General features: G+C 37.2%; 19 protein-coding genes and 1 pseudogene. 10 read left to right on the plus strand and 10 right to left on the minus strand.

Annotated features, from left to right (window positions below; translation table 11 throughout):
• Positions 1–3: 3 nt before the first annotated feature.
• From prpC to CF596_RS06535, 3 genes are all read left to right on the plus strand, one after another.
• The gene (prpC, locus tag CF596_RS06525) at positions 4–1,140 is read left to right on the plus strand and encodes a 2-methylcitrate synthase (protein ID WP_004973461.1); all 1,137 of its coding nucleotides are present in this window, start codon (positions 4–6) and stop codon (positions 1,138–1,140) included.
• A 298-nt stretch (positions 1,141–1,438) separates the two neighbouring features.
• Positions 1,439–1,660, plus strand: coding sequence for a hypothetical protein (locus CF596_RS06530; protein ID WP_004973462.1), 222 nt, complete (start codon positions 1,439–1,441; stop codon positions 1,658–1,660).
• A gap of 5 nt (positions 1,661–1,665) precedes the next feature.
• Positions 1,666–1,941: a type II toxin-antitoxin system RelE/ParE family toxin gene (locus CF596_RS06535; protein WP_004973465.1), complete on the plus strand. Its 276-nt coding sequence runs from the start codon at positions 1,666–1,668 to the stop codon at positions 1,939–1,941.
• Positions 1,942–1,948: 7 nt separating this feature from the next.
• Here the strand turns inward: CF596_RS06535 and CF596_RS06540 are convergent, their stop codons facing one another.
• Positions 1,949–2,443, minus strand: coding sequence for a CinA family protein (locus tag CF596_RS06540; RefSeq protein ID WP_096901591.1), 495 nt, complete (start codon positions 2,441–2,443; stop codon positions 1,949–1,951).
• Between the two features lie 212 nt (positions 2,444–2,655).
• On the opposite strand from CF596_RS06540, the gene CF596_RS06545 reads away from it, so the two are divergent.
• From CF596_RS06545 to CF596_RS06550, 3 genes and pseudogenes are all read left to right on the plus strand, one after another.
• Positions 2,656–2,886 (plus strand): hypothetical protein, encoded by a 231-nt coding sequence (locus tag CF596_RS06545; RefSeq protein ID WP_096901622.1) that lies wholly within the window; start codon positions 2,656–2,658, stop codon positions 2,884–2,886.
• 532 nt (positions 2,887–3,418) lie between these two features.
• Positions 3,419–3,580, plus strand: coding sequence for a hypothetical protein (locus CF596_RS14715; RefSeq protein WP_171324886.1), 162 nt, complete (start codon positions 3,419–3,421; stop codon positions 3,578–3,580).
• A gap of 587 nt (positions 3,581–4,167) precedes the next feature.
• Positions 4,168–5,247, plus strand: a pseudogene (locus CF596_RS06550) (IS3-like element ISAba20 family transposase).
• 210 nt (positions 5,248–5,457) lie between these two features.
• Here CF596_RS06550 and CF596_RS06555 read toward each other — a convergent pair.
• The 3 genes from CF596_RS06555 to CF596_RS06565 are packed head-to-tail and all read right to left on the minus strand — an operon-like array spanning position 5,458 to position 6,682.
• Positions 5,458–5,907: a hypothetical protein gene (locus CF596_RS06555; protein WP_096901592.1), complete on the minus strand. Its 450-nt coding sequence runs from the start codon at positions 5,905–5,907 to the stop codon at positions 5,458–5,460.
• The gene (locus CF596_RS06560; RefSeq protein ID WP_096901593.1) at positions 5,904–6,323 is read right to left on the minus strand and encodes a hypothetical protein; all 420 of its coding nucleotides are present in this window, start codon (positions 6,321–6,323) and stop codon (positions 5,904–5,906) included. The genes CF596_RS06555 and CF596_RS06560 overlap by 4 nt, the downstream gene beginning before the upstream one ends.
• A gap of 5 nt (positions 6,324–6,328) precedes the next feature.
• Positions 6,329–6,682 carry a hypothetical protein gene (locus CF596_RS06565; protein WP_096901594.1) on the minus strand — a complete coding sequence of 118 codons (354 nt, stop codon included), beginning with the start codon at positions 6,680–6,682 and terminating at the stop codon, positions 6,329–6,331.
• Positions 6,683–6,946: 264 nt separating this feature from the next.
• Here CF596_RS06565 and CF596_RS06570 point away from each other — a divergent pair, with 264 nt between their 5' ends.
• The 3 genes from CF596_RS06570 (at position 6,947) to CF596_RS06580 (ending at position 9,059) form a co-directional block, all read left to right on the plus strand.
• A complete protein-coding gene (locus CF596_RS06570) occupies positions 6,947–7,252 on the plus strand; it encodes a DUF4298 domain-containing protein (protein ID WP_096901595.1) in 306 nt (101 codons plus the stop codon).
• Between the two features lie 135 nt (positions 7,253–7,387).
• Positions 7,388–7,690 (plus strand): I78 family peptidase inhibitor, encoded by a 303-nt coding sequence (locus CF596_RS06575; RefSeq protein ID WP_096901596.1) that lies wholly within the window; start codon positions 7,388–7,390, stop codon positions 7,688–7,690.
• Positions 7,691–7,877: 187 nt separating this feature from the next.
• Positions 7,878–9,059, plus strand: a complete 1,182-nt coding sequence (locus CF596_RS06580; protein ID WP_096901597.1) for an MFS transporter — start codon at positions 7,878–7,880, stop codon at positions 9,057–9,059.
• Positions 9,060–9,158: 99 nt separating this feature from the next.
• Here CF596_RS06580 and CF596_RS06585 read toward each other — a convergent pair whose 3' ends face one another.
• Both CF596_RS06585 and CF596_RS06590 read right to left on the minus strand, forming a co-directional pair.
• Entirely contained in the window at positions 9,159–10,649 is a 1,491-nt protein-coding gene (locus CF596_RS06585; protein WP_096901598.1) for an amidase family protein, read from the minus strand.
• 51 nt (positions 10,650–10,700) lie between these two features.
• On the minus strand, positions 10,701–12,134 hold the full coding sequence (locus CF596_RS06590; RefSeq protein WP_197704858.1) for a GGDEF domain-containing protein: 1,434 nt from the start codon (positions 12,132–12,134) through the stop codon (positions 10,701–10,703).
• A 230-nt stretch (positions 12,135–12,364) separates the two neighbouring features.
• On the opposite strand from CF596_RS06590, the gene CF596_RS06595 reads away from it, so the two are divergent.
• Positions 12,365–12,847: a hypothetical protein gene (locus CF596_RS06595; RefSeq protein WP_096901600.1), complete on the plus strand. Its 483-nt coding sequence runs from the start codon at positions 12,365–12,367 to the stop codon at positions 12,845–12,847.
• Between the two features lie 487 nt (positions 12,848–13,334).
• Here the strand turns inward: CF596_RS06595 and CF596_RS06600 are convergent, their stop codons facing one another.
• The 4 genes from CF596_RS06600 to sstT all read right to left on the minus strand — a co-directional run bounded on the left by CF596_RS06600 (position 13,335) and on the right by sstT (position 17,352).
• Positions 13,335–14,621 (minus strand): mechanosensitive ion channel domain-containing protein, encoded by a 1,287-nt coding sequence (locus CF596_RS06600; RefSeq protein WP_096901601.1) that lies wholly within the window; start codon positions 14,619–14,621, stop codon positions 13,335–13,337.
• A gap of 273 nt (positions 14,622–14,894) precedes the next feature.
• Positions 14,895–15,428, minus strand: a complete 534-nt coding sequence (locus CF596_RS06605; protein ID WP_004973493.1) for a DUF2058 domain-containing protein — start codon at positions 15,426–15,428, stop codon at positions 14,895–14,897.
• Positions 15,429–15,443: 15 nt separating this feature from the next.
• The gene (locus CF596_RS06610) at positions 15,444–16,118 is read right to left on the minus strand and encodes a YoaK family protein (protein ID WP_004973496.1); all 675 of its coding nucleotides are present in this window, start codon (positions 16,116–16,118) and stop codon (positions 15,444–15,446) included.
• Between the two features lie 37 nt (positions 16,119–16,155).
• Positions 16,156–17,352 carry a serine/threonine transporter SstT gene (gene sstT, locus CF596_RS06615; RefSeq protein ID WP_096901602.1) on the minus strand — a complete coding sequence of 399 codons (1,197 nt, stop codon included), beginning with the start codon at positions 17,350–17,352 and terminating at the stop codon, positions 16,156–16,158.
• Between the last annotated feature and the right edge of the window lie 46 nt (positions 17,353–17,398).

The raw sequence follows: 17,398 nt of genomic DNA on the forward strand, positions 1-17,398 counted from the left end.
AAAATGGCTGAAGGAAAAGTACTCACAGGCGCAGGATTGCGTGGACAAGTGGCAGGTAAAACCTCACTCTCAACTGTTGGTAAAAGTGGCGCAGGCTTAACTTACCGTGGTTATGATGTTCAAGACTTGGCAGAAAACTGTCAGTTTGAAGAAGTTGCATACTTGATTTTCTTTGGTGAATTGCCGACTTCAGAGCAATTGGCTGCCTATAAAGCAAAATTGAAATCTTTACGTGCATTGCCTCAAGCACTCAAAGAAGTGCTTGAGCGTATTCCTGCAGATTCACACCCAATGGATGTGATGCGTACAGGTGTTTCAATGCTAGGTAACTTAGAAACCGAACAGTCATTTGAACAGCAACAAGATGTAGCAGACCGCATCTTGGCGACTTTGCCAGCTATTATTTGCTACTGGTATCGTTATAGCCACGATGGCGTGCGTATTGAAGAAAATACGGATGATGATTCAATTGGCGCACAATTCCTGCATTTATTACGTGGTGAAAAACCAAATGAATTGCATGAACAAGTCATGAATGTGTCATTAATTTTGTATGCAGAGCATGAGTTCAACGCATCAACATTTACAGCACGTGTTTGCGCATCAACTTTGTCTGACATGCATTCATGTATTACAGGCGCGATTGGTTCATTACGTGGCCCATTACACGGTGGCGCGAATGAAGCAGCGATGGAAATGATTGAAAATTGGACATCGCCAGAAGAAGCTGAACGTGAAATGCTAGGCAAGTTGGAACGTAAAGAAAAGATCATGGGCTTTGGTCATGCGATTTATAAAGACAATGATCCACGTAACGGCATCATCAAAATCTGGTCTGAGCGTTTAGCGCAAGATGTAGGTGATACAGTACTTTATCCTGTATCGGTGCGTTGTGAAGAAGTGATGTGGCGTGAGAAGAAATTATTCTGTAATGCTGACTTCTTCCATGCGTCTGCGTATCACTTTATGGGTATTGCGACCAAACTATTTACACCAATCTTTGTGATGAGCCGTGTAACAGGTTGGGCAGCACACGTGATGGAACAGCGTGCAGATAACCGTATTATCCGCCCAAGTGCAGATTATACAGGCCCAGAATTGCGTAAAGTTGTACCAATTGCAGAGCGTTCGGCTGCTTAATTGGTTGTCTAAAAAGCTGTACCGTGCATGAACATCATGTGATGCAGCAGTTTAGGCTGAAGATAAGGTTTCATTGTTAAGCAATGGAACCTTATTTTTTTTGAGGTTTGGATGAGGGTAGTCAAAAATACAATGAGTAATTATTGAAGCGTTAGAGAATTAAAAAAGATCGGACGTACGATAGCGCATTTTTAAATATTTGATCATAAAAGAAGGTTGTTGTATTTTGTTTCTTAAGGTTGTAAATGGTTGCATGATTGGCTAAAATTTATTCCATAATTAATATGAGGAAAAAGCAATGTCACATGTAGCAGTTAAAATCGACAGCGATATTGTTGAATCAGCAAAGATTTACGGGATGGCTGAAAGTAGAAGTGCAACTAAACAAATTGAGTACTGGGCTAAAATTGGAAAAATCGCACAAGACAATCCCGATTTAACTTTTCAAGATATAGCAGATTTGTTGCTTAGTATGGCGCATGTCAAAGCAGGGAATACAACACCATATAGCTTTGGTTGAGTTCAATGAATATACAACAAACTCCCTTATTTGAACGGACAGTGAAAAAACTAACCAAGCAGCAGAAAAAAGATGTTGATAATGCCGTAATAACCGTTTGGAATAATCCTGATATCGGAGAAGCTAAAGTGGGGGATTTAGCAGGAGTATTTGTTTATAAATTCAAAATGGACAAACAGCTTGTGCTACTGGCTTACTCTGTGAGTGATGACGAAATCATGACACTCTATCTTTTAAAATTGGGCAGTCATGAGAATTTTTATAGAGACTTAAAAAGATAGGTTTACTTCAGGGTGCAGTACAAGTGTTTGTATCTTGCATTAGATCAATCAGGTCTTGAGCGACTAACAGAGTGAGCTGTTCTAGTCGTTGTAATGGATTGCCATCTAAAAAATATTTGTACTGAAAAGTTTGCTGCTGATAATGAATGGCGATAAAAAATGTCCCTACAGGTTTTTCTGGTGTGGCACTGCCGCCTGGTTTCAGTAACCCTGTGCATGCCACAATAAAATCTGCATGTTGAAATAGTTTTTTGCCTTGAACTGCCATGGCTTGTGTGACTTCTGCGGATTCAGCGGTATAGGTGGCAATTAAGTCACTATTCACATGCAAAATCTCACGTTTAATGCTTGGGTCGTAACTGACTAATCCACCAAGTAAAATATTGGCACCGCTATTTTTATAAATAGAAAACTGACTACATAAGTAACCTGAGCTGGCACTTTCAATAAAAGCCACAGTCTGTTGGCGTTGTTCAAGTATGGCACAGCATTGTTTGAGCATGATAAATCTGCAAGTGAATAGAATAAGTTGCTCAAGTGTACTGAATTTTGTCGACTTGTGCGAAAAAACATCAAAAAGTGAAATGCTAAAATAAGAATGTTCACGATTTAACTGCCTATAAATACAGCAAAATTTACAATTATAGGTTTAATCGTGGCATGAACGGTGATACAAATAAAAGTAAAGCAAAAAGTAATAAAAAGGATGCTGTGATGAAAACAACGATGAAATATATCGTTTTAAAAAGTTTGGACTATCAACTTGGTACATCATTATTTGAGGATGAAATTGATGCTGATGCACAATATTTTGACCAAATTCCAAGCATTATTGAATATCAAAACTTGCGCTTTAAAGTGGTGAGTAAAGAACAAAAGCGTTTACAGTTGATTGAGGAAAATGAAGAACATCAAACCATCATTGTCAGAGTTTTGGTGATTTAAAGTCATTTCAATCTAGATTAGTCAGAGCTTCAATATAACAGCAGAATGATTGAGCATCAGTGGAGCGTATCGAAGTTGGTGTTTTTTTAGTCACTGGATGCAAAAAATTGTATTTCACATCACAAGAAAAAATTGAAGAATTGATTAAAAATGCTAACTACGTCACATATTTGTGTTGGTATTTTTGTAGATTAGCATTTTTCAAACGGGCTGTAATGGCTTAAATAAGCTTATGTTTTTTAGATCAATTTTTATTTAAACAGACTGATAATTGAGATAGAGAGAAAATTAATTAAAATATCTTAAAAATATAATCATGACAGATAGAACAAAATATAATTGAATTTTAACGTATTTTTTGAATGCGTGTTACATTTTGGTTTTTATTATATTGTTAAATAATAAAGTGTTTTTCTTAGATAAAATTAAAAAAAACAGTGTATTTTCTTTATTGGAATTGAGCATTTTTGTTATTGCTGTGTATAGTCCTTGCATCTCACAATAGTGAGGAAGTTTAAAGGGGCTAAATATAATGAATCATAATGCAATTATCATGATGACGCTGATCATTTTAGCTGTGGGATTTTCTCTAGGCATTTATGTGTATTTTGAACAAAAGAGAAAGCAAAATGAAGAAATTCAGCTGATCATTACAAAAGCAAGACAGGGTCTAGTAGAGTTAGATCGGAAATAATAATCTAGGTGTAAATCGTATACTTCGATGCGGATCCAATGGGATATGTTAAAGGTGAAAAATAGACTTAAAAAAGTAATTTTATGCCACTGTTTGTCGGTCAGATGACGATAAAATAAATGAACGAAACATAGCTGTAGTTTCTTAGTTTTCCCACATTCCCATGTGGGATTTTTTTTGTCTAAAATTTAGACTAGCGCAGTATTTATTAAGATAAGTCATTATTTTTATGTACAAAAGTGACCTTTATTATAAAGATCAAAATAAGGTGCATATTCCTGCATAAACCTACCACCTATTCCTATTCGTTCCCTACCACTCATTCCTATTCCAAGTCGGCCACTTAGGGTTTATTCAGTAATAGAATTACAAGAAGAATGAACCTCATAAAAAGTATTCAAATGCCAATATTGCACAACAGCGCTACTTATATCATTTAGCGATGAACTGATTTACGATTACGTTCGATGATCGATTAAAAAATCGAACTTACACAAAATAATTTACAGGCTCTAAGGTAATCCTCCCTAAAAATAATTGAGTTTAAAAGTAGAAAATCGAATAACCTTGATTTAAGGAGATTTTCTATGAAAACATCTAAGTATTCAGACAGCTTGATCATGAGTATCTTGAAGCAAGCTGAAGCAGGAACACCCATACCGAACTTGTGCCGCGAACATGGTATGAGCTCTGCTACATTCTACAAGTGGAAGTCCAAATATGGCGGCATGGATCTTTCAATGATGACGCGGCTTAAAGAACTTGAGGCTGAAAATGCCCGTTTAAAACGCATGTATGCTGATGAGCGGCTAAAGTCAGACATCTTGCAAGATGCACTTTTAAAAAAGTTTTAAGGCCTGTTCAGCGAAAGTCACTTGCTCAGCAAGCTACTGAGCAATTTAAGATTTCAATCAGCATGGCCTGCTTAATTTTTAAAGTCAGTCAAACGTGTTATCGCTATAAAGCTCGTTTAGATGAAGAGAATCAACAGATTGCCGAATGGTTGATTCAATTAACCAATGATCATAAAACATGGGGCTTCAAGCTTTGTTTCCTGTATTTGCGTAATGTTAAAAAATACAAATGGAACCACAAACGTGTCTATCGCATTTATAAGGAGCTTGAGCTTAATTTAAGAATCAAGCCTAATAAGCGGATTAAACGAGAACAGCCTGAAACCCTTGCAGTACCGACAGCTAAGAATGAATCATGGTCAATGGACTTTATGTATGATCAACTCAGTGATGGACGTAGTTATCGAGTTCACAACGTGATTGATGGATGACTATAATCGCGAGTCATTGGATATATTGATTGACTTTTCGTTGCCAGCAGAACGTGTGCTGAGAGGACTTGATCAGCTTATTGAATGGCGAGGTAAACCTAAACGCATTAGAACCGACAATGGCCCAGAGTATATAAGTGAGCTGATGGAAAAGTGGTGTGATCAGCATGGTATTGAGCATGTATTTACTCAACCAGGCAATCCACAGCAAAATGCATATGTTGAGCGATTTAATCGTACAGTACGTTATGAGTGTCTAAATCAATATTTATTTCGAGATCTGAGCGAGGTGCAGGACTATACAACTGACTGGCAGTACTTTTATAATCATGAACGACCTCATATGTCAGTAAATGGTTGTCCACCTATTTTTAAACAATAACAAGGCTTTAGATTTTCTACCCATTAATTCAATTAAAAATGGGGGTATTACCCTAAAATACGTTTAGTACTTTTAGCAGTATCAATAACAATACCACCACCTTTCTTCGCAACCGTTACCATCCCTGTACTAATCGCTGCTGAAAGACCATTGAGTGCTGTTGTCATCTCCTAATTTTGGTGGGTATTTAGCCTTATCGACTACAGCCCCTTAATTAATTACTTCAAGAAAATCATCTATTAAATTGAGTAAATCTAGACTTTTACATTTAGAAAAAATTACCTTATTTACAATGTTATCTTTGTATTCAAAAAAATGATCTTCATATAAAAACCAAGTAAAATAAATAGTATTATTATTCCTTGCTGCCCTTTTACTGAAATCATCAAAGGTTTCTTCTAAAGTGATTCTGTAATTCTCAGATAATAAACCTTTAGGATAGAAAAATTTTTTACAATTTTCATCATTTATCACATTGCTATAATAGTAATTATCATTTAGTAAGTTTTTTAGTGAATTTATAAAGCTAGTCACATAAGTAGGAGAGTCTAAAGTTCCTAGATACTCCCCCTCAATACATAAACGCAATGGGATGAAATTACTATTCTGATAATTTCCATCAAACTCTATAAAAACTTGATCGTTTCCAATTCTATTCATTTGCTATCTACCATTTTTATCAAGTCAGAAGGGACATCAGAAATCTTGATATTTCGTTCCTTTCCTGAGGACGTAATATCTTTTGTCGAACCATTCCAATGGAAATTGCCATTACCATCATCTTGAAACCTATGATAAATGACCTTCCCATCTTTATTTTCAATTGCCCATCTATTTTTTGGATCACTATCAATTTTTACACTGTTTTCCCATAATTTTACATGATTGTCAGGAATTATTGCTTTAGTAGAGTTATAAGGCATATTTCCATCTTTCAAGTCATGATGTCCTGGATTTTCATAATATTGTGTTTCAACATTAATAACTTTATCTTTAGTTGATGGCTTGGTGCCTTCGACTATGTAATTACCAATAGTATTATTACTTTCGTCCTTATGTATGCCTAAAATCAGCAAAAAATCTATTTTTTAAATTCAGTAATATTAATAGGCTGATCTTTGACTAACTCAAGTACACCTTCACCACCTTTAAAATGAATAGATACACCATCATCATTGCTCAGTAAAATACCGCTACCAGATACAGCACGTTTTAAATGATAAACTGTGTCTGAATTATCTACCATTTCTGCAGTTTCAAAATTATCTGAAGATTTTAATTCAATGGTTAAGTCTTGTGGGCCATTAAAATAAATAACTTGTGTTTCTGCAGGTGCATTACTTTGTACTTTTTCTTGGCTCACTTCATTATTCGAATTTGAGTTACATCCCATTAAACCGAATGCAAGTAATGTTGCCCCTAAAAAATATTTCATTTTGTACCTTTTCTAAAAAATTGAAGCAAACTTATACTAATGACTTTAACTTTTGATAAAAAGATGGAATTACACTTTTATACTAAATTTTACTGAAAGTAATGAAGCTAAAGTTGACTAAATAAATCAGGAATTGTCTTTTTTAAAAATTAATGCAAAAAAATATAGCAATATATGTTTCTTTAAATAAAACCTACATACACTCACATTCCTTGATCTTGAATTATTGTACGCTCATGTCATCTTTATTTTTGAATTTCAGCTATGAGTAAAAATAAAATGTACGATGCTCAGGTTTTACAGCAACAATATGAGCAATGGCATGATTTACATCGACAGATGCGAGAAGCGCAGCAAAAATGGCAAGCTGCAGAAAAGCTCTGGCAAGAATTACAGGCCTATTATCAAAGTGAACAATGGCTTGAGGACTATGAAAATGCGCCTGAACTTAGCTGCCGCGAAGGGGAATATTCTATATTATCGCAAGATACGCTATGGAATGCTTTAGAAGAGCGTCGCCAACAGGCAATTGATTGGATGAAACTGAGTTTAAGTGTGATTGAGAATTAAACTTAATCCAAACTTACATCTAATTTATTTTGATCAATAAAACTATCATCACAGTTTTATTCAGTAAATTTACTGCAAATTTAATCAGTTATGTTATTTTGAGTTGGTTTGAAGAAATTAAAAACGAGTATCAACATGAAAAAGTTATATAGTGTTTTGGCTGTTTTAAGTGTGGCAACTTTAGCTGCGTGTAGTAATCAGCCTATCAATGAACAAACTCAGGTGCCACAGACCATGCAAAATTGTGTCCCAGAATCTGCTGCGCAGTTAGTTGGTAAAACAGGTTTGACTGAAACACAAATTAAAGCGCTTACCCGAGCTGAAATTGTGAGAATGGTTGCACCAGGTCAGCCTGTAACAATGGATTATCGTATGAATCGAGTCACTGTGGTGGTCGATCCGAAAACTAAAATTATTATACAAGCTTCTTGCGGCTAAAAATTTTAAGAAATTTTCTCAATATTACCCTGAAAATTTGCTCTGATTTTCAGGGTTTTGCGTTTTAATCAGCCAATCACTCAAAATTAAAGGACTACAGTGTTAATATATCGGTTGTCATAAAATTTTAGATCAGGTTAGAAATGCACTTATTTATGTGTTTGAAAAATCAAGGAAATATACATTGATGCAAGCCTTGAATATATCGACACGTTTAGGTGGATTCTACTTTTTCTACTATGCAATTGTTGGGACGTTTTTGCCTTTTTGGAGCCTGTACTTAGAAGATCAGGGCTTTAATTATCAGGAAATTGGTGTTTTATCTTCCATTGCCATTTTAACTCGATTTTTCGCGCCTTTTATTTGGGGATGGATTGCCGATAAATCAGGCAAACGGATGCTTTTGGTACGCATCGCAACTTGGATGGAAGCCAGCATTTGGTTACTGATTTTTATTGTTCCGAATAGCTTTCAGTCTGTTGCATTACTTATGCTGATTTTTAGCTTTTTTCAAAATGCAATTTTGGCACAATTTGAAGGCGTGACTTTGTTTTGGTTGGGCGAGAAACGTGCAGAACTCTATGGCAAAGTGCGTAAATGGGGTTCTATAGGTTTTATTGTCGGGGTTTTTGGCATAGGTGCTATTTTAGAAATTATACCAATCTCCATGTTACCGATGTTGCTACTCAGTATTTCTTTACTGGCATTTCTATGGTCGTTCAGTATTCAAGAACCAAGCACCGCACCCATTGCACAAAAACAACTTGAACCCTTATTGCCCATTTTAAAGCGCCCAGTGGTCTATTCATTTTTTATTATTGAATTGATTTTGCTGTTTTCGCATGCACCATTTTATAGTTTTTATAGTAATTTTTTAAGTCAGGCAGGATTTAGCACAAGTCAGATCGGTTTATTGTGGTCTGTCGGGGTGGTTGCTGAAATCATTATGTTTGCCTATGCGAGTTTGTTTTTAAAGCGTTGGTCTTGGCGTTCACTGGTTGCCGTATGTTTAATTTTAACAGGCTTACGTTGGGTGATAGTTGGTTTATTTCCATCCATATTTTTTGCACATTTTTTTGCACAAAGCATCCATGCCTTTAGTTTTGGATTATTTCATATCATTGCCATGCGGGTGATTTTTCAAAACTTTTCTGCAGGGCAACAAGGTCGTGGGCAAGCACTTTACAGTACCATGTGGGGTTTAGGTGTTGCATTGGGGAGTATTTTGGCAGGGCATTATTGGGATATTGTTTCAGGCGAATGGATTTTTATTTTTGCAGGATTATCTACACTCGTTGGTCTGTGTTTTATTTGGGGATTGCCAAAGCAATTAGAATCGCAGTCAATGTCGAGTGATACCAAAGCCTAGATTGGTGATTTTGCAGTGATACCGTTCTTTTATCAAAAATAGAAGCAAGCAAAGTTGGATGGGTATAGTTTGCTTGCTTCTTACTAATTGATTGCTACATTAAATACGGATTTTAGCGTATTGATGCCACCACGGTTGAGCCGTTTCAAGTTGTGCAGCCAGTTGTAAAAGCACATCTTCACGTGCAAAAGGCGCAATAAACTGCGAACCCAATGGTAAGTTATCTTTATTCCAATACAATGGCACAGACATTGCAGGCAGCCCAGTAATATTGGCAAGTTGAGTAAATGGCACCCATTTTAGGTTTTCTTTGACAATGCGATCGACCAATTTACCTTGCGCTAACCAATGTGCTTTACCTGCATGTAATAGTGTTTTTAAAATTGGTTTTTGCCATGCAGGAGTTTTAACTTCGCCATTTTTTGGTGCAACTGAGGCAGTTGCAGGGATGAGGTATAAATCATAACGCTCAAAGAATTGATTCATTTGCGCGACATATACCCCCCAATTATTCAAATTACGAATGTAATCTACTGACGTGGTTTTTGCGCCAAAGGCAGCCAAAGCCAAAGAGTCTAGCTCAAAATTATCGGAATGATTTGGCAGGCGAGTTTGAATTTCAGTAATTAAATAAGCAAATTGGCTAAACCATGTGGTAATGAAATCTTTGGCCAATTGCATGCCATCAATAGCAGGACGGTCTTCAACCACTTCATGCCCTAAAGATTCTAAAAGCTGTACGGTTTTTTGAATGGCATTGATGGCATCTTGTGAAACAGCTGTACCAATCGGAGATTGGGTCGAATATGCGATTCTTAATTTTTTTGGCGCTTGCTGAATTGCATCTAAATAACTGCGTTCAGGAGCTTCAATTTTGAAAAGTGAATGACCATCTGCGCCATGCGTTGCATCGAGCATTGCCGCACTGTCACGTACACTTTTACTTAAAATATGTTGCATCGCTGCACCATGCATGGCTTCACTGAGTTGTGGCCCCCACGGGGTGCGTCCACGACTTGGTTTTAAACCAAACAAACCACAGTAAGACGCAGGAATACGAATTGAACCACCGCCATCACCTGCCCCTGCAATCGGCACAATACCTGCCGCAACTGCAGACGCAGAACCACCAGAAGAACCACCACTATTGTGTTTCAAATTCCATGGATTTTTACATGCACCCCAAGCATCTGGCTCGGTTATCCCTTTAATCCCAAATTCAGGCGTGTTGGTACGTCCAAAGGTAACGATTCCGCTATTTTCCCAACGATTTACAATTTCTGCATTTTGTTCTGCAAGATGATGCGCACGTTTTAAACCCTGACAACCAAATGAAGTCGGATAGCCTGCATATTGTTGAAATAAGTCTTTGACTAAAAAGGGCACACCTGCAAATGGGCCTGTTAATTTTGTTTGTGTGCGCTGCCGTGCATGTTCATGCATAGGAATAATAATGGCATTTAATTGTGGATTGGTTTGTTCAGCACGTTGTAACGCAATATCTAATAATTCTGAGGCCTGAACATCCTTTTTGGCAACCAGCTCTGCCAAGCCTAAAGCATCATATTGGAGGTATTCTGCAAGTTTCATTTCAATCCTGAAAATCTGTATTGTCAAATTGATGTTGTATGCTATTTTTGTTTAAGAAGCAAGAATGACCCGATTACGACCTTGCATTTTTGCCTGATATAGCGCCTGATCTGCCTGAATAATTAAATCTTGTAAAGGGAGATTGGTGGGTAAGTGTGTATGTGACACGCCCATGCTTACTGTAAAATGAATGGGTTCAAGGTTTTCTAAATTTAACGCTTGATGTTCAATACACATACGAATACGTTCTGCAATGCGTTGAGTTTTATTTAAGTTATTATTGTTCAGCAAAATAATGAACTCTTCACCACCAATGCGACAAAATAAATCGTGATCACGTAAATTGCTTTTAACGATGTTAGAGAGATGTTGCAAAGCACGGTCACCGACATAATGCCCATATTGATCATTCATTTTTTTAAAATCGTCGATATCTAACATAATTAAAGACAATGAATGATTGTTTTTATGCTTTAAAGCTTTTTCACTTAACTGAGTAAAACTACGGCGGTTCAGTGTTTCGGTTAAACTGTCATGATTTGCCAAATACAATACTTCTCTATACAACTGATTTCGGTTTTGGCTAATCACACATAAAATTAACGTGGCAAGACCTAAAATAATTAAACCCACACGAATAGAAATAATGGTGGTTAAATAACTCGAATTCACTTGATCTATAAACAAGCCTGTGACGCTGTGATACAGAGTTAAACAGACCAAGCTATTAATCAGTGCCAAATTGAAAAGTTGATAGCTGGCAGCTGCCCAAATTAACGCAGCCAATGGATATAATAGTGCGCCTGGCCCATAGAAAATATGGGTGCAGGCGATTGAGATCAACAATGCAAAAAAAGGTAAGGCATCCCGAATTTGAATTTCTTTAACATATTGATTGTTTATAAGTTCTTTGACTTCAGACCAACGTGGGGCAGCCAAAATCAAAGGTAAGACAATCACCGCATTTAAAATTTCACCAGACCACCAAGTAAAAAAATCAATCCAGCGATTTTCTGCCAACATAAAGCTATGTGGTAAATTCGGCAGCAGAAGAATGGCAAATAAAGCGCCGAAGAAGCAGCCTAAAGTCACAGCAATAATATGTGGATACAGCTCTGACACATTATTATTGCTCGCTGGAAGTTTAGCGCGGGTATAATTAAAGAAAAACAACCCACTAAAAACAGCAACAAAGTTTGAAAGCGTTAAACCTAGCGTTATCAGCAAGGTATTGTCTGTAACTAAATCGGCACCCATATAGCCAATAAATGCACCCAAAATTCCACCAAAACTTTTTAAAGATGGAAAGCGAATGAGTAGACCTAACAAGAGGGCGTTGGTTGGCCAAAAAAACGAAAAGTAGCTAAGCGGGCGAGTAAAAATACCCAATAAACAAGCAAAAAATACCACAACGGCAAGCAGCCCAAAGGCAAATATTTGCTTTTGAGTCGAAGATATAGTTTGCGGTATGCTAAAGTTTTGCAAGTACTAAACTCACTTTTGCAATGGGTTGATAATTAAGAAAAAAACTTGAATGAGTGTGACACTCACAACAGAAACGCGATCATATCAAATAACCATTACCTACAAAGTCGATTAAATGTAAACTGAGTCACACTTTTGTTAAATAAAATTGTTGTGTTATGTTTTTGCTTGCAGATTTGGATTAAAAATATGCTAAGTTGTCTAAACGGTTTATATCTTTAAATAAATGTATGAAAAAAATATATCTAACCACAGTTTTAAGCTTATGTTCTGTCTGCGCGATTGCAAATGAAAATACAACAATAGATTCAGCCAAGTTAACGCCAGTAGCAGCAGAAACCACCAATAAATTTCGTGTGGTGACCCGCCCAGAAATTGTGGGGCTGTGGGGCATGCAAATCCCAAATAATCGTAAATGTATTGAATATTACAACTTTAAAAGTAATAGCGATGTGGTGATTAAAAGTGGTCAAGAATGGTCTGCGGGTGTGTATGATTATCAACCTTCGCAAGACCCTGAAAATTCGTTACCTGCTTTGATTTTGCAAGTTAAATATGACAATAATGAAATGGATTGTTCTGGTTATCAGGAAGACCAAACAGGGGACATTTCACAATATTTTGTAAAATGGAAAAATGCGCACACCATTAATTTCTGTAGTAATGAAAAAGCAGAACAATGTTTTGCGACGTTGTACCGCGTCCTGCCTTAAACTTTTCATTATTTGGTCTATTAGAGATCTTTTATAAACTCGTACCCCTCATCCTGTAGCGCGTGTATTGATCATCTAGAGCGCTAAAGCACAAAAGTAGTGAATTTCAATCTTTCATTAGACGAATTATTGATGATCATTTTTCGAATCCAGAATCAATTAACAAGAGCGACACATTTTAGTGAGTTGAAAAGTTAGGTGAATTCTTAGAATCATTAGACTTTTTCAACCGGCAATGACCTTATTACATAAATTTGGAGCAAGCTGTGATTTAAAGGTTTGAGGAAATTTAAATATAATTAAAACATAGTGTTAGATATTTGTTTCAACAAAGCTCTTACAAATAAGACTTTATTTTCTCTTATTCATATACGAGTGTACGAGTGCATTTTAATTTAATGAAAATTTTATCGTCTTGCTGAAAATAAAAACGGCTACTGAGCCATGCAAGCATTTTGCGACACATGGCTCAGCAATAAATCCATAATTATGCCTCGTCAATTTCTAAAGGATTTAGACTTTGGACAGAACTTGCTTTAAATGGTGCAGCAATTTGCTTTAAATCTGAACCCGATGGGGCTTGATACACTTTTAAGCCAAACTCCGGAATAATTGCCAGCAAATGATCAAAAATATCGGATTGAATACTTTCATATTCTTTCCATGCAGTGGTTTTGGTAAAGGCATAAATTTCTAGTGGTAAACCTTCACTGCTTGGCTGTAGTTGACGAATAATCAATGACTGAGATTGATTAATACCTGGATGTTGTTTCAGATAAAACTCAACATAGGCGCGGAAAGTCCCTAAATTGGTTAAACGGCGTTGGTTGTATTGTGATTGATTTGCTAACTGCTGATTAAACTGCTCAATTTCTTCATTTTTGCTATGTAAATATTGATCCAATAACAAAAACTCTTTAAGTTTGCTTTGTTCATGTTCAGTCATAAAGTGCACAGAACTTTGATCAATTAAAATGGCACGTTTAATACGTCGGGCACCAGCTTCCTGCATGCCACGCCAGTTTTTAAAGGTATCGGTAATGAGTTTATTGGTTGGAATAGTGGTCAGGGTTTTATCCCAGTTTTGCACGGTGACTGTATGTAATGACATATCAATGACATCACCATCGGCATTTAAAGAAGGCATTTCAATCCAGTCACCAATCCGTACCATATCGTAGGAAGAAATTTGTACCGAAGCCACTAGAGATAAAATGGTATTTTGGAAAACCAACATCAAAACAGCAGCCATCGCACCAAAACCTGCGAGTAAGGTAAACACATCTTTTTTCAGGAAAGTGCCTAAAATCATGAGGGCACAGACCACATAAATAATGAGTTTAACTAACTGCAAATAGCCCTTAATTGGCTTGTTGCGTGACTTAGGGTTGCGTTGATAGAACAGGTTAAAAATATTTAAAAATTCAGAAATTGCCAATGCAATGGTCAGGAATATAAAGGCTTGCGCACCCATTTGCACAAAGCTTTCTACTTTATCTGACAAATGCGGTACGGTGGTGATGCCGTTCATAATCACGACAGCTGGGACAATGTTGGCAATACGTCGGATGACACTATGCTGTGAAATAATTTCACTATTGGCAAAGGTCATTTTAGAAATCAGTTTGCGAATCCCGCGCACTACAATTTGCTTGGCAATAAAGTTGGCTAAAATTGCCAGTAGAATCACAATACTGAGTGAGGTCAGCATTTCTAACCAAGGGTATTGGTTATACCATTCCTGAATATTTTGAATAAAATTAAATTCTTGCAAAAGGTCCTCGCTTTAAGGTTGCTGATTTTCGTCTGCACGGCACTTAGAATTTTGGCCTGCAATTCACCTTAATTCTTCATTGATGTATGAAATTGTTAGATAGTGTATCGACTAAAGTTTAAATTTGAAGGCTGAGTAACTTTTTGCTACATTTCAATTATTTGTTTTTACTGAAAGTTTTCAATCAAGTTGCAGTCATAATAAAAAAGCCAGTACAGATACTGGCTTTGAATAGATACCTAGCATAAATATTTGCATAAATACTTGCGTGATCTACCACATTAAATCATCTGGAATCACATAGGCTGCGTATGGATCTTCTTCATCTGTCGTGGCTTCATTTTTCTCGGCATTATTGACAATAATAAAGCCTTCCATTTTGCTATTAATACGTTCAGCTAAAGCTTTAGGCAGGAACGCATAACTGTCATTTTCTTTGGCAATCACCAAACTACCTGCCACGAGTGCATTGTAAATTTGTTGATTGATATACACTTTTTTAATCTTGCCATCTAAAAACTGATAAGCCACTTCACCATCGGTATCACGAATTTTATGCTGCTGAATCATTTGCATAATTGCTGCTTTCAGTTCTTTTTCCTGTAAAGCGGCTTTCTTTTCTTGCTCAATAGCTTGGTCTTTGGCGAGTTTTTCTTGCTGTGCCTGTGCAATTTTGGCTTTCACTTCAGCATCTTTACTTTCACCTGTGCGCTGTTCGTGTAAGGTTTGTTTAGACAGTTTTTTTGCTTTTTTATTATCCACTAAACCCGCTTTGAGCAATTGTGCCTGTAGTGCATTTTTAACCATGATAATTTCCGAAACTTAATGTTGAAGATGTCGATAGCGAAAATAAATAATCCAATACACCAAACTCAAACTTAGGCTGAGTCCTGCAGGTACCAGAAAAGAATTCAGTTTAAATGTAGGATAAATGGCTGCAGCGAGTAATCCACCCACAAAGAAACCAATTAAAATCAGTAGGTGTAAAACAATACGTCTTTTTTCAACTTGTAAGCCCCGCACTCGATAACCGAGGGCTAAGCCTAAATCGGTCAATACCCCAGATAAATGTGTGGTGCGGATGATGGTGCCTTTATAGTAGCTGATCATGGCATTTTGTATGCCCATGGCAACTGACGCCCAAAGCAGGGCATAACGTGGGAAATAAGGCAATAATACCCAGCAGATTAAAATAAAAAAAGCCACCAAACTCATGGGAAAACCATAGCGACGCCCTAAGCGAAAATTGCTATTTCCTAAAATGACGCCGCTATAAAATGAGCCAATCACGTAGCACAAAATCACCAGAAACAAGAAAATCATGGCTTCTGGTTTCCAGTCGATTAGCGCCATCGCCAAGATACTAACGTTACCAGTCATGTGCGAAACGGACTGGTGCAATACGGTCACCAATCCGAGTACGTTAATAATTCCAGCATTGACGGCTAGAAAAAAAGCACCAAATTGCACCCAAAGGGGTAAAGTTTGAAAAGGCATAATGAGTGATTGCGTAAGTTTCCTAACGCATTGTATCTTAACTCAAACCACGGTCAACCGCAGTAGTAAATAGCACATCGGTAGATGAGTTAAGCGCAGTTTCGGTTGAATCTTGCAATACGCTAATGACCATACCAATCGCAACAACTTGCATAGCAATATCTGAAGAAATACCAAATAAGCCACACGCTACAGGAATGAGCAGTAACGACCCGCCAGCAACGCCTGAAGCACCACATGCCGACACCGTTGCAACCACAGATAAAATCAGCATGGTGCTAAAATCGACAGAAATTCCTAAAGTATTTACCGCAGCTAAGGTCAAAACGGTAATGGTGACCGATGCGCCTGCCATGTTAATTACTGCACCTAACGGAATTGCAACACTCGCGGTTGATTCCTGTACGCCTAAACGCTTGGCTAAGTCTAAATTGACAGGGATATTGGCTGCAGAACTACGGGTAAAGAAAGCAGTAATGCCACTTTCGCGTAAGCATTGAAAAACTAAAGGATAAGGATTGCTGCGGGTCACAAATGCCACCATGATTGGGTTGATGACCAACGCGACAAAGAACATCGTACCTAACAAGACTGCCAATAATTGAGCATAACTGGCTAAGGTGCTCAAGCCTGCATCGGCAAATGTCACGGCAACCAAGCCAAAAATACCGAAAGGCGCAAAGTTAATCACCAAGCGAATAACGCGATTGACTGCATTGGCTGCATCATTCAACAATGCTTTGGTGGACTCTGTAGCATGGCGGAAGGCAATCCCTAAAGCCACAGCCCAAGCCAAAATACCAATAAAGTTGGCTTCGGCAATGGCAACTACAGGGTTAGCAACAAAACTAAGTAAAAGATTTTTCAAAATTTCAGCAAGACTGCCCAGCGGGGTTAATTCTGACTGTGTTGCAACATCTAAAAATAATGTACTTGGGAAAAGCGTACTTGCAATAACTGCACTGAGCGCAGCCAAGAACATACCAATCGCATACATCAGCATAATCGGTTTGATATAGGCATTGCTGCTTCCAATTTTAAAATTGGCAATCGATGCCATGACCAAAATAAAGACTAAAATTGGCGCAACAGACTTCAGGGCTTTAATAAATATATCACCCAAAAGGCTTAAATAGGGCGCAGATTCTGGAAATAAAATTGCAACAGCCACACCGAGTACAATTGCAATCATAATTCGGGAGACTAAACTCAAACGCAAAAAAGCTGAAAACATACGAAAATAAGGTAAAAGAAAAGCGGCTATTTTATACTGAAATGTC

The organism is Acinetobacter sp. YT-02, assembly GCF_002412355.1.
GTDB classification, from domain to species: domain Bacteria; phylum Pseudomonadota; class Gammaproteobacteria; order Pseudomonadales; family Moraxellaceae; genus Acinetobacter; species Acinetobacter towneri.

Excerpts from the sequence above, each read along its gene's own strand:
- CF596_RS06535 (WP_004973465.1), top strand. The coding sequence starts at position 1,666 with ATGAATATACAACAAACTCCCTTATTTGAACGGACAGTGAAAAAACTA.
- CF596_RS06610 (WP_004973496.1), bottom strand. The coding sequence starts at position 16,118 with ATGCCTTTTCAAACTTTACCCCTTTGGGTGCAATTTGGTGCTTTTTTT.
- CF596_RS06540 (WP_096901591.1), bottom strand. The coding sequence starts at position 2,443 with ATGCTCAAACAATGCTGTGCCATACTTGAACAACGCCAACAGACTGTG.
- CF596_RS06570 (WP_096901595.1), top strand. The coding sequence starts at position 6,947 with ATGAGTAAAAATAAAATGTACGATGCTCAGGTTTTACAGCAACAATAT.
- CF596_RS06555 (WP_096901592.1), bottom strand. The coding sequence starts at position 5,907 with ATGAATAGAATTGGAAACGATCAAGTTTTTATAGAGTTTGATGGAAAT.
- CF596_RS06580 (WP_096901597.1), top strand. The coding sequence starts at position 7,878 with ATGCAAGCCTTGAATATATCGACACGTTTAGGTGGATTCTACTTTTTC.
- sstT (WP_096901602.1), bottom strand. The coding sequence starts at position 17,352 with ATGTTTTCAGCTTTTTTGCGTTTGAGTTTAGTCTCCCGAATTATGATT.
- CF596_RS06575 (WP_096901596.1), top strand. The coding sequence starts at position 7,388 with ATGAAAAAGTTATATAGTGTTTTGGCTGTTTTAAGTGTGGCAACTTTA.
- CF596_RS14715 (WP_171324886.1), top strand. The coding sequence starts at position 3,419 with ATGAATCATAATGCAATTATCATGATGACGCTGATCATTTTAGCTGTG.
- CF596_RS06530 (WP_004973462.1), top strand. The coding sequence starts at position 1,439 with ATGTCACATGTAGCAGTTAAAATCGACAGCGATATTGTTGAATCAGCA.
- CF596_RS06605 (WP_004973493.1), bottom strand. The coding sequence starts at position 15,428 with ATGGTTAAAAATGCACTACAGGCACAATTGCTCAAAGCGGGTTTAGTG.
- CF596_RS06595 (WP_096901600.1), top strand. The coding sequence starts at position 12,365 with ATGAAAAAAATATATCTAACCACAGTTTTAAGCTTATGTTCTGTCTGC.
- CF596_RS06545 (WP_096901622.1), top strand. The coding sequence starts at position 2,656 with ATGAAAACAACGATGAAATATATCGTTTTAAAAAGTTTGGACTATCAA.
- CF596_RS06565 (WP_096901594.1), bottom strand. The coding sequence starts at position 6,682 with ATGAAATATTTTTTAGGGGCAACATTACTTGCATTCGGTTTAATGGGA.
- prpC (WP_004973461.1), top strand. The coding sequence starts at position 4 with ATGGCTGAAGGAAAAGTACTCACAGGCGCAGGATTGCGTGGACAAGTG.
- CF596_RS06585 (WP_096901598.1), bottom strand. The coding sequence starts at position 10,649 with ATGAAACTTGCAGAATACCTCCAATATGATGCTTTAGGCTTGGCAGAG.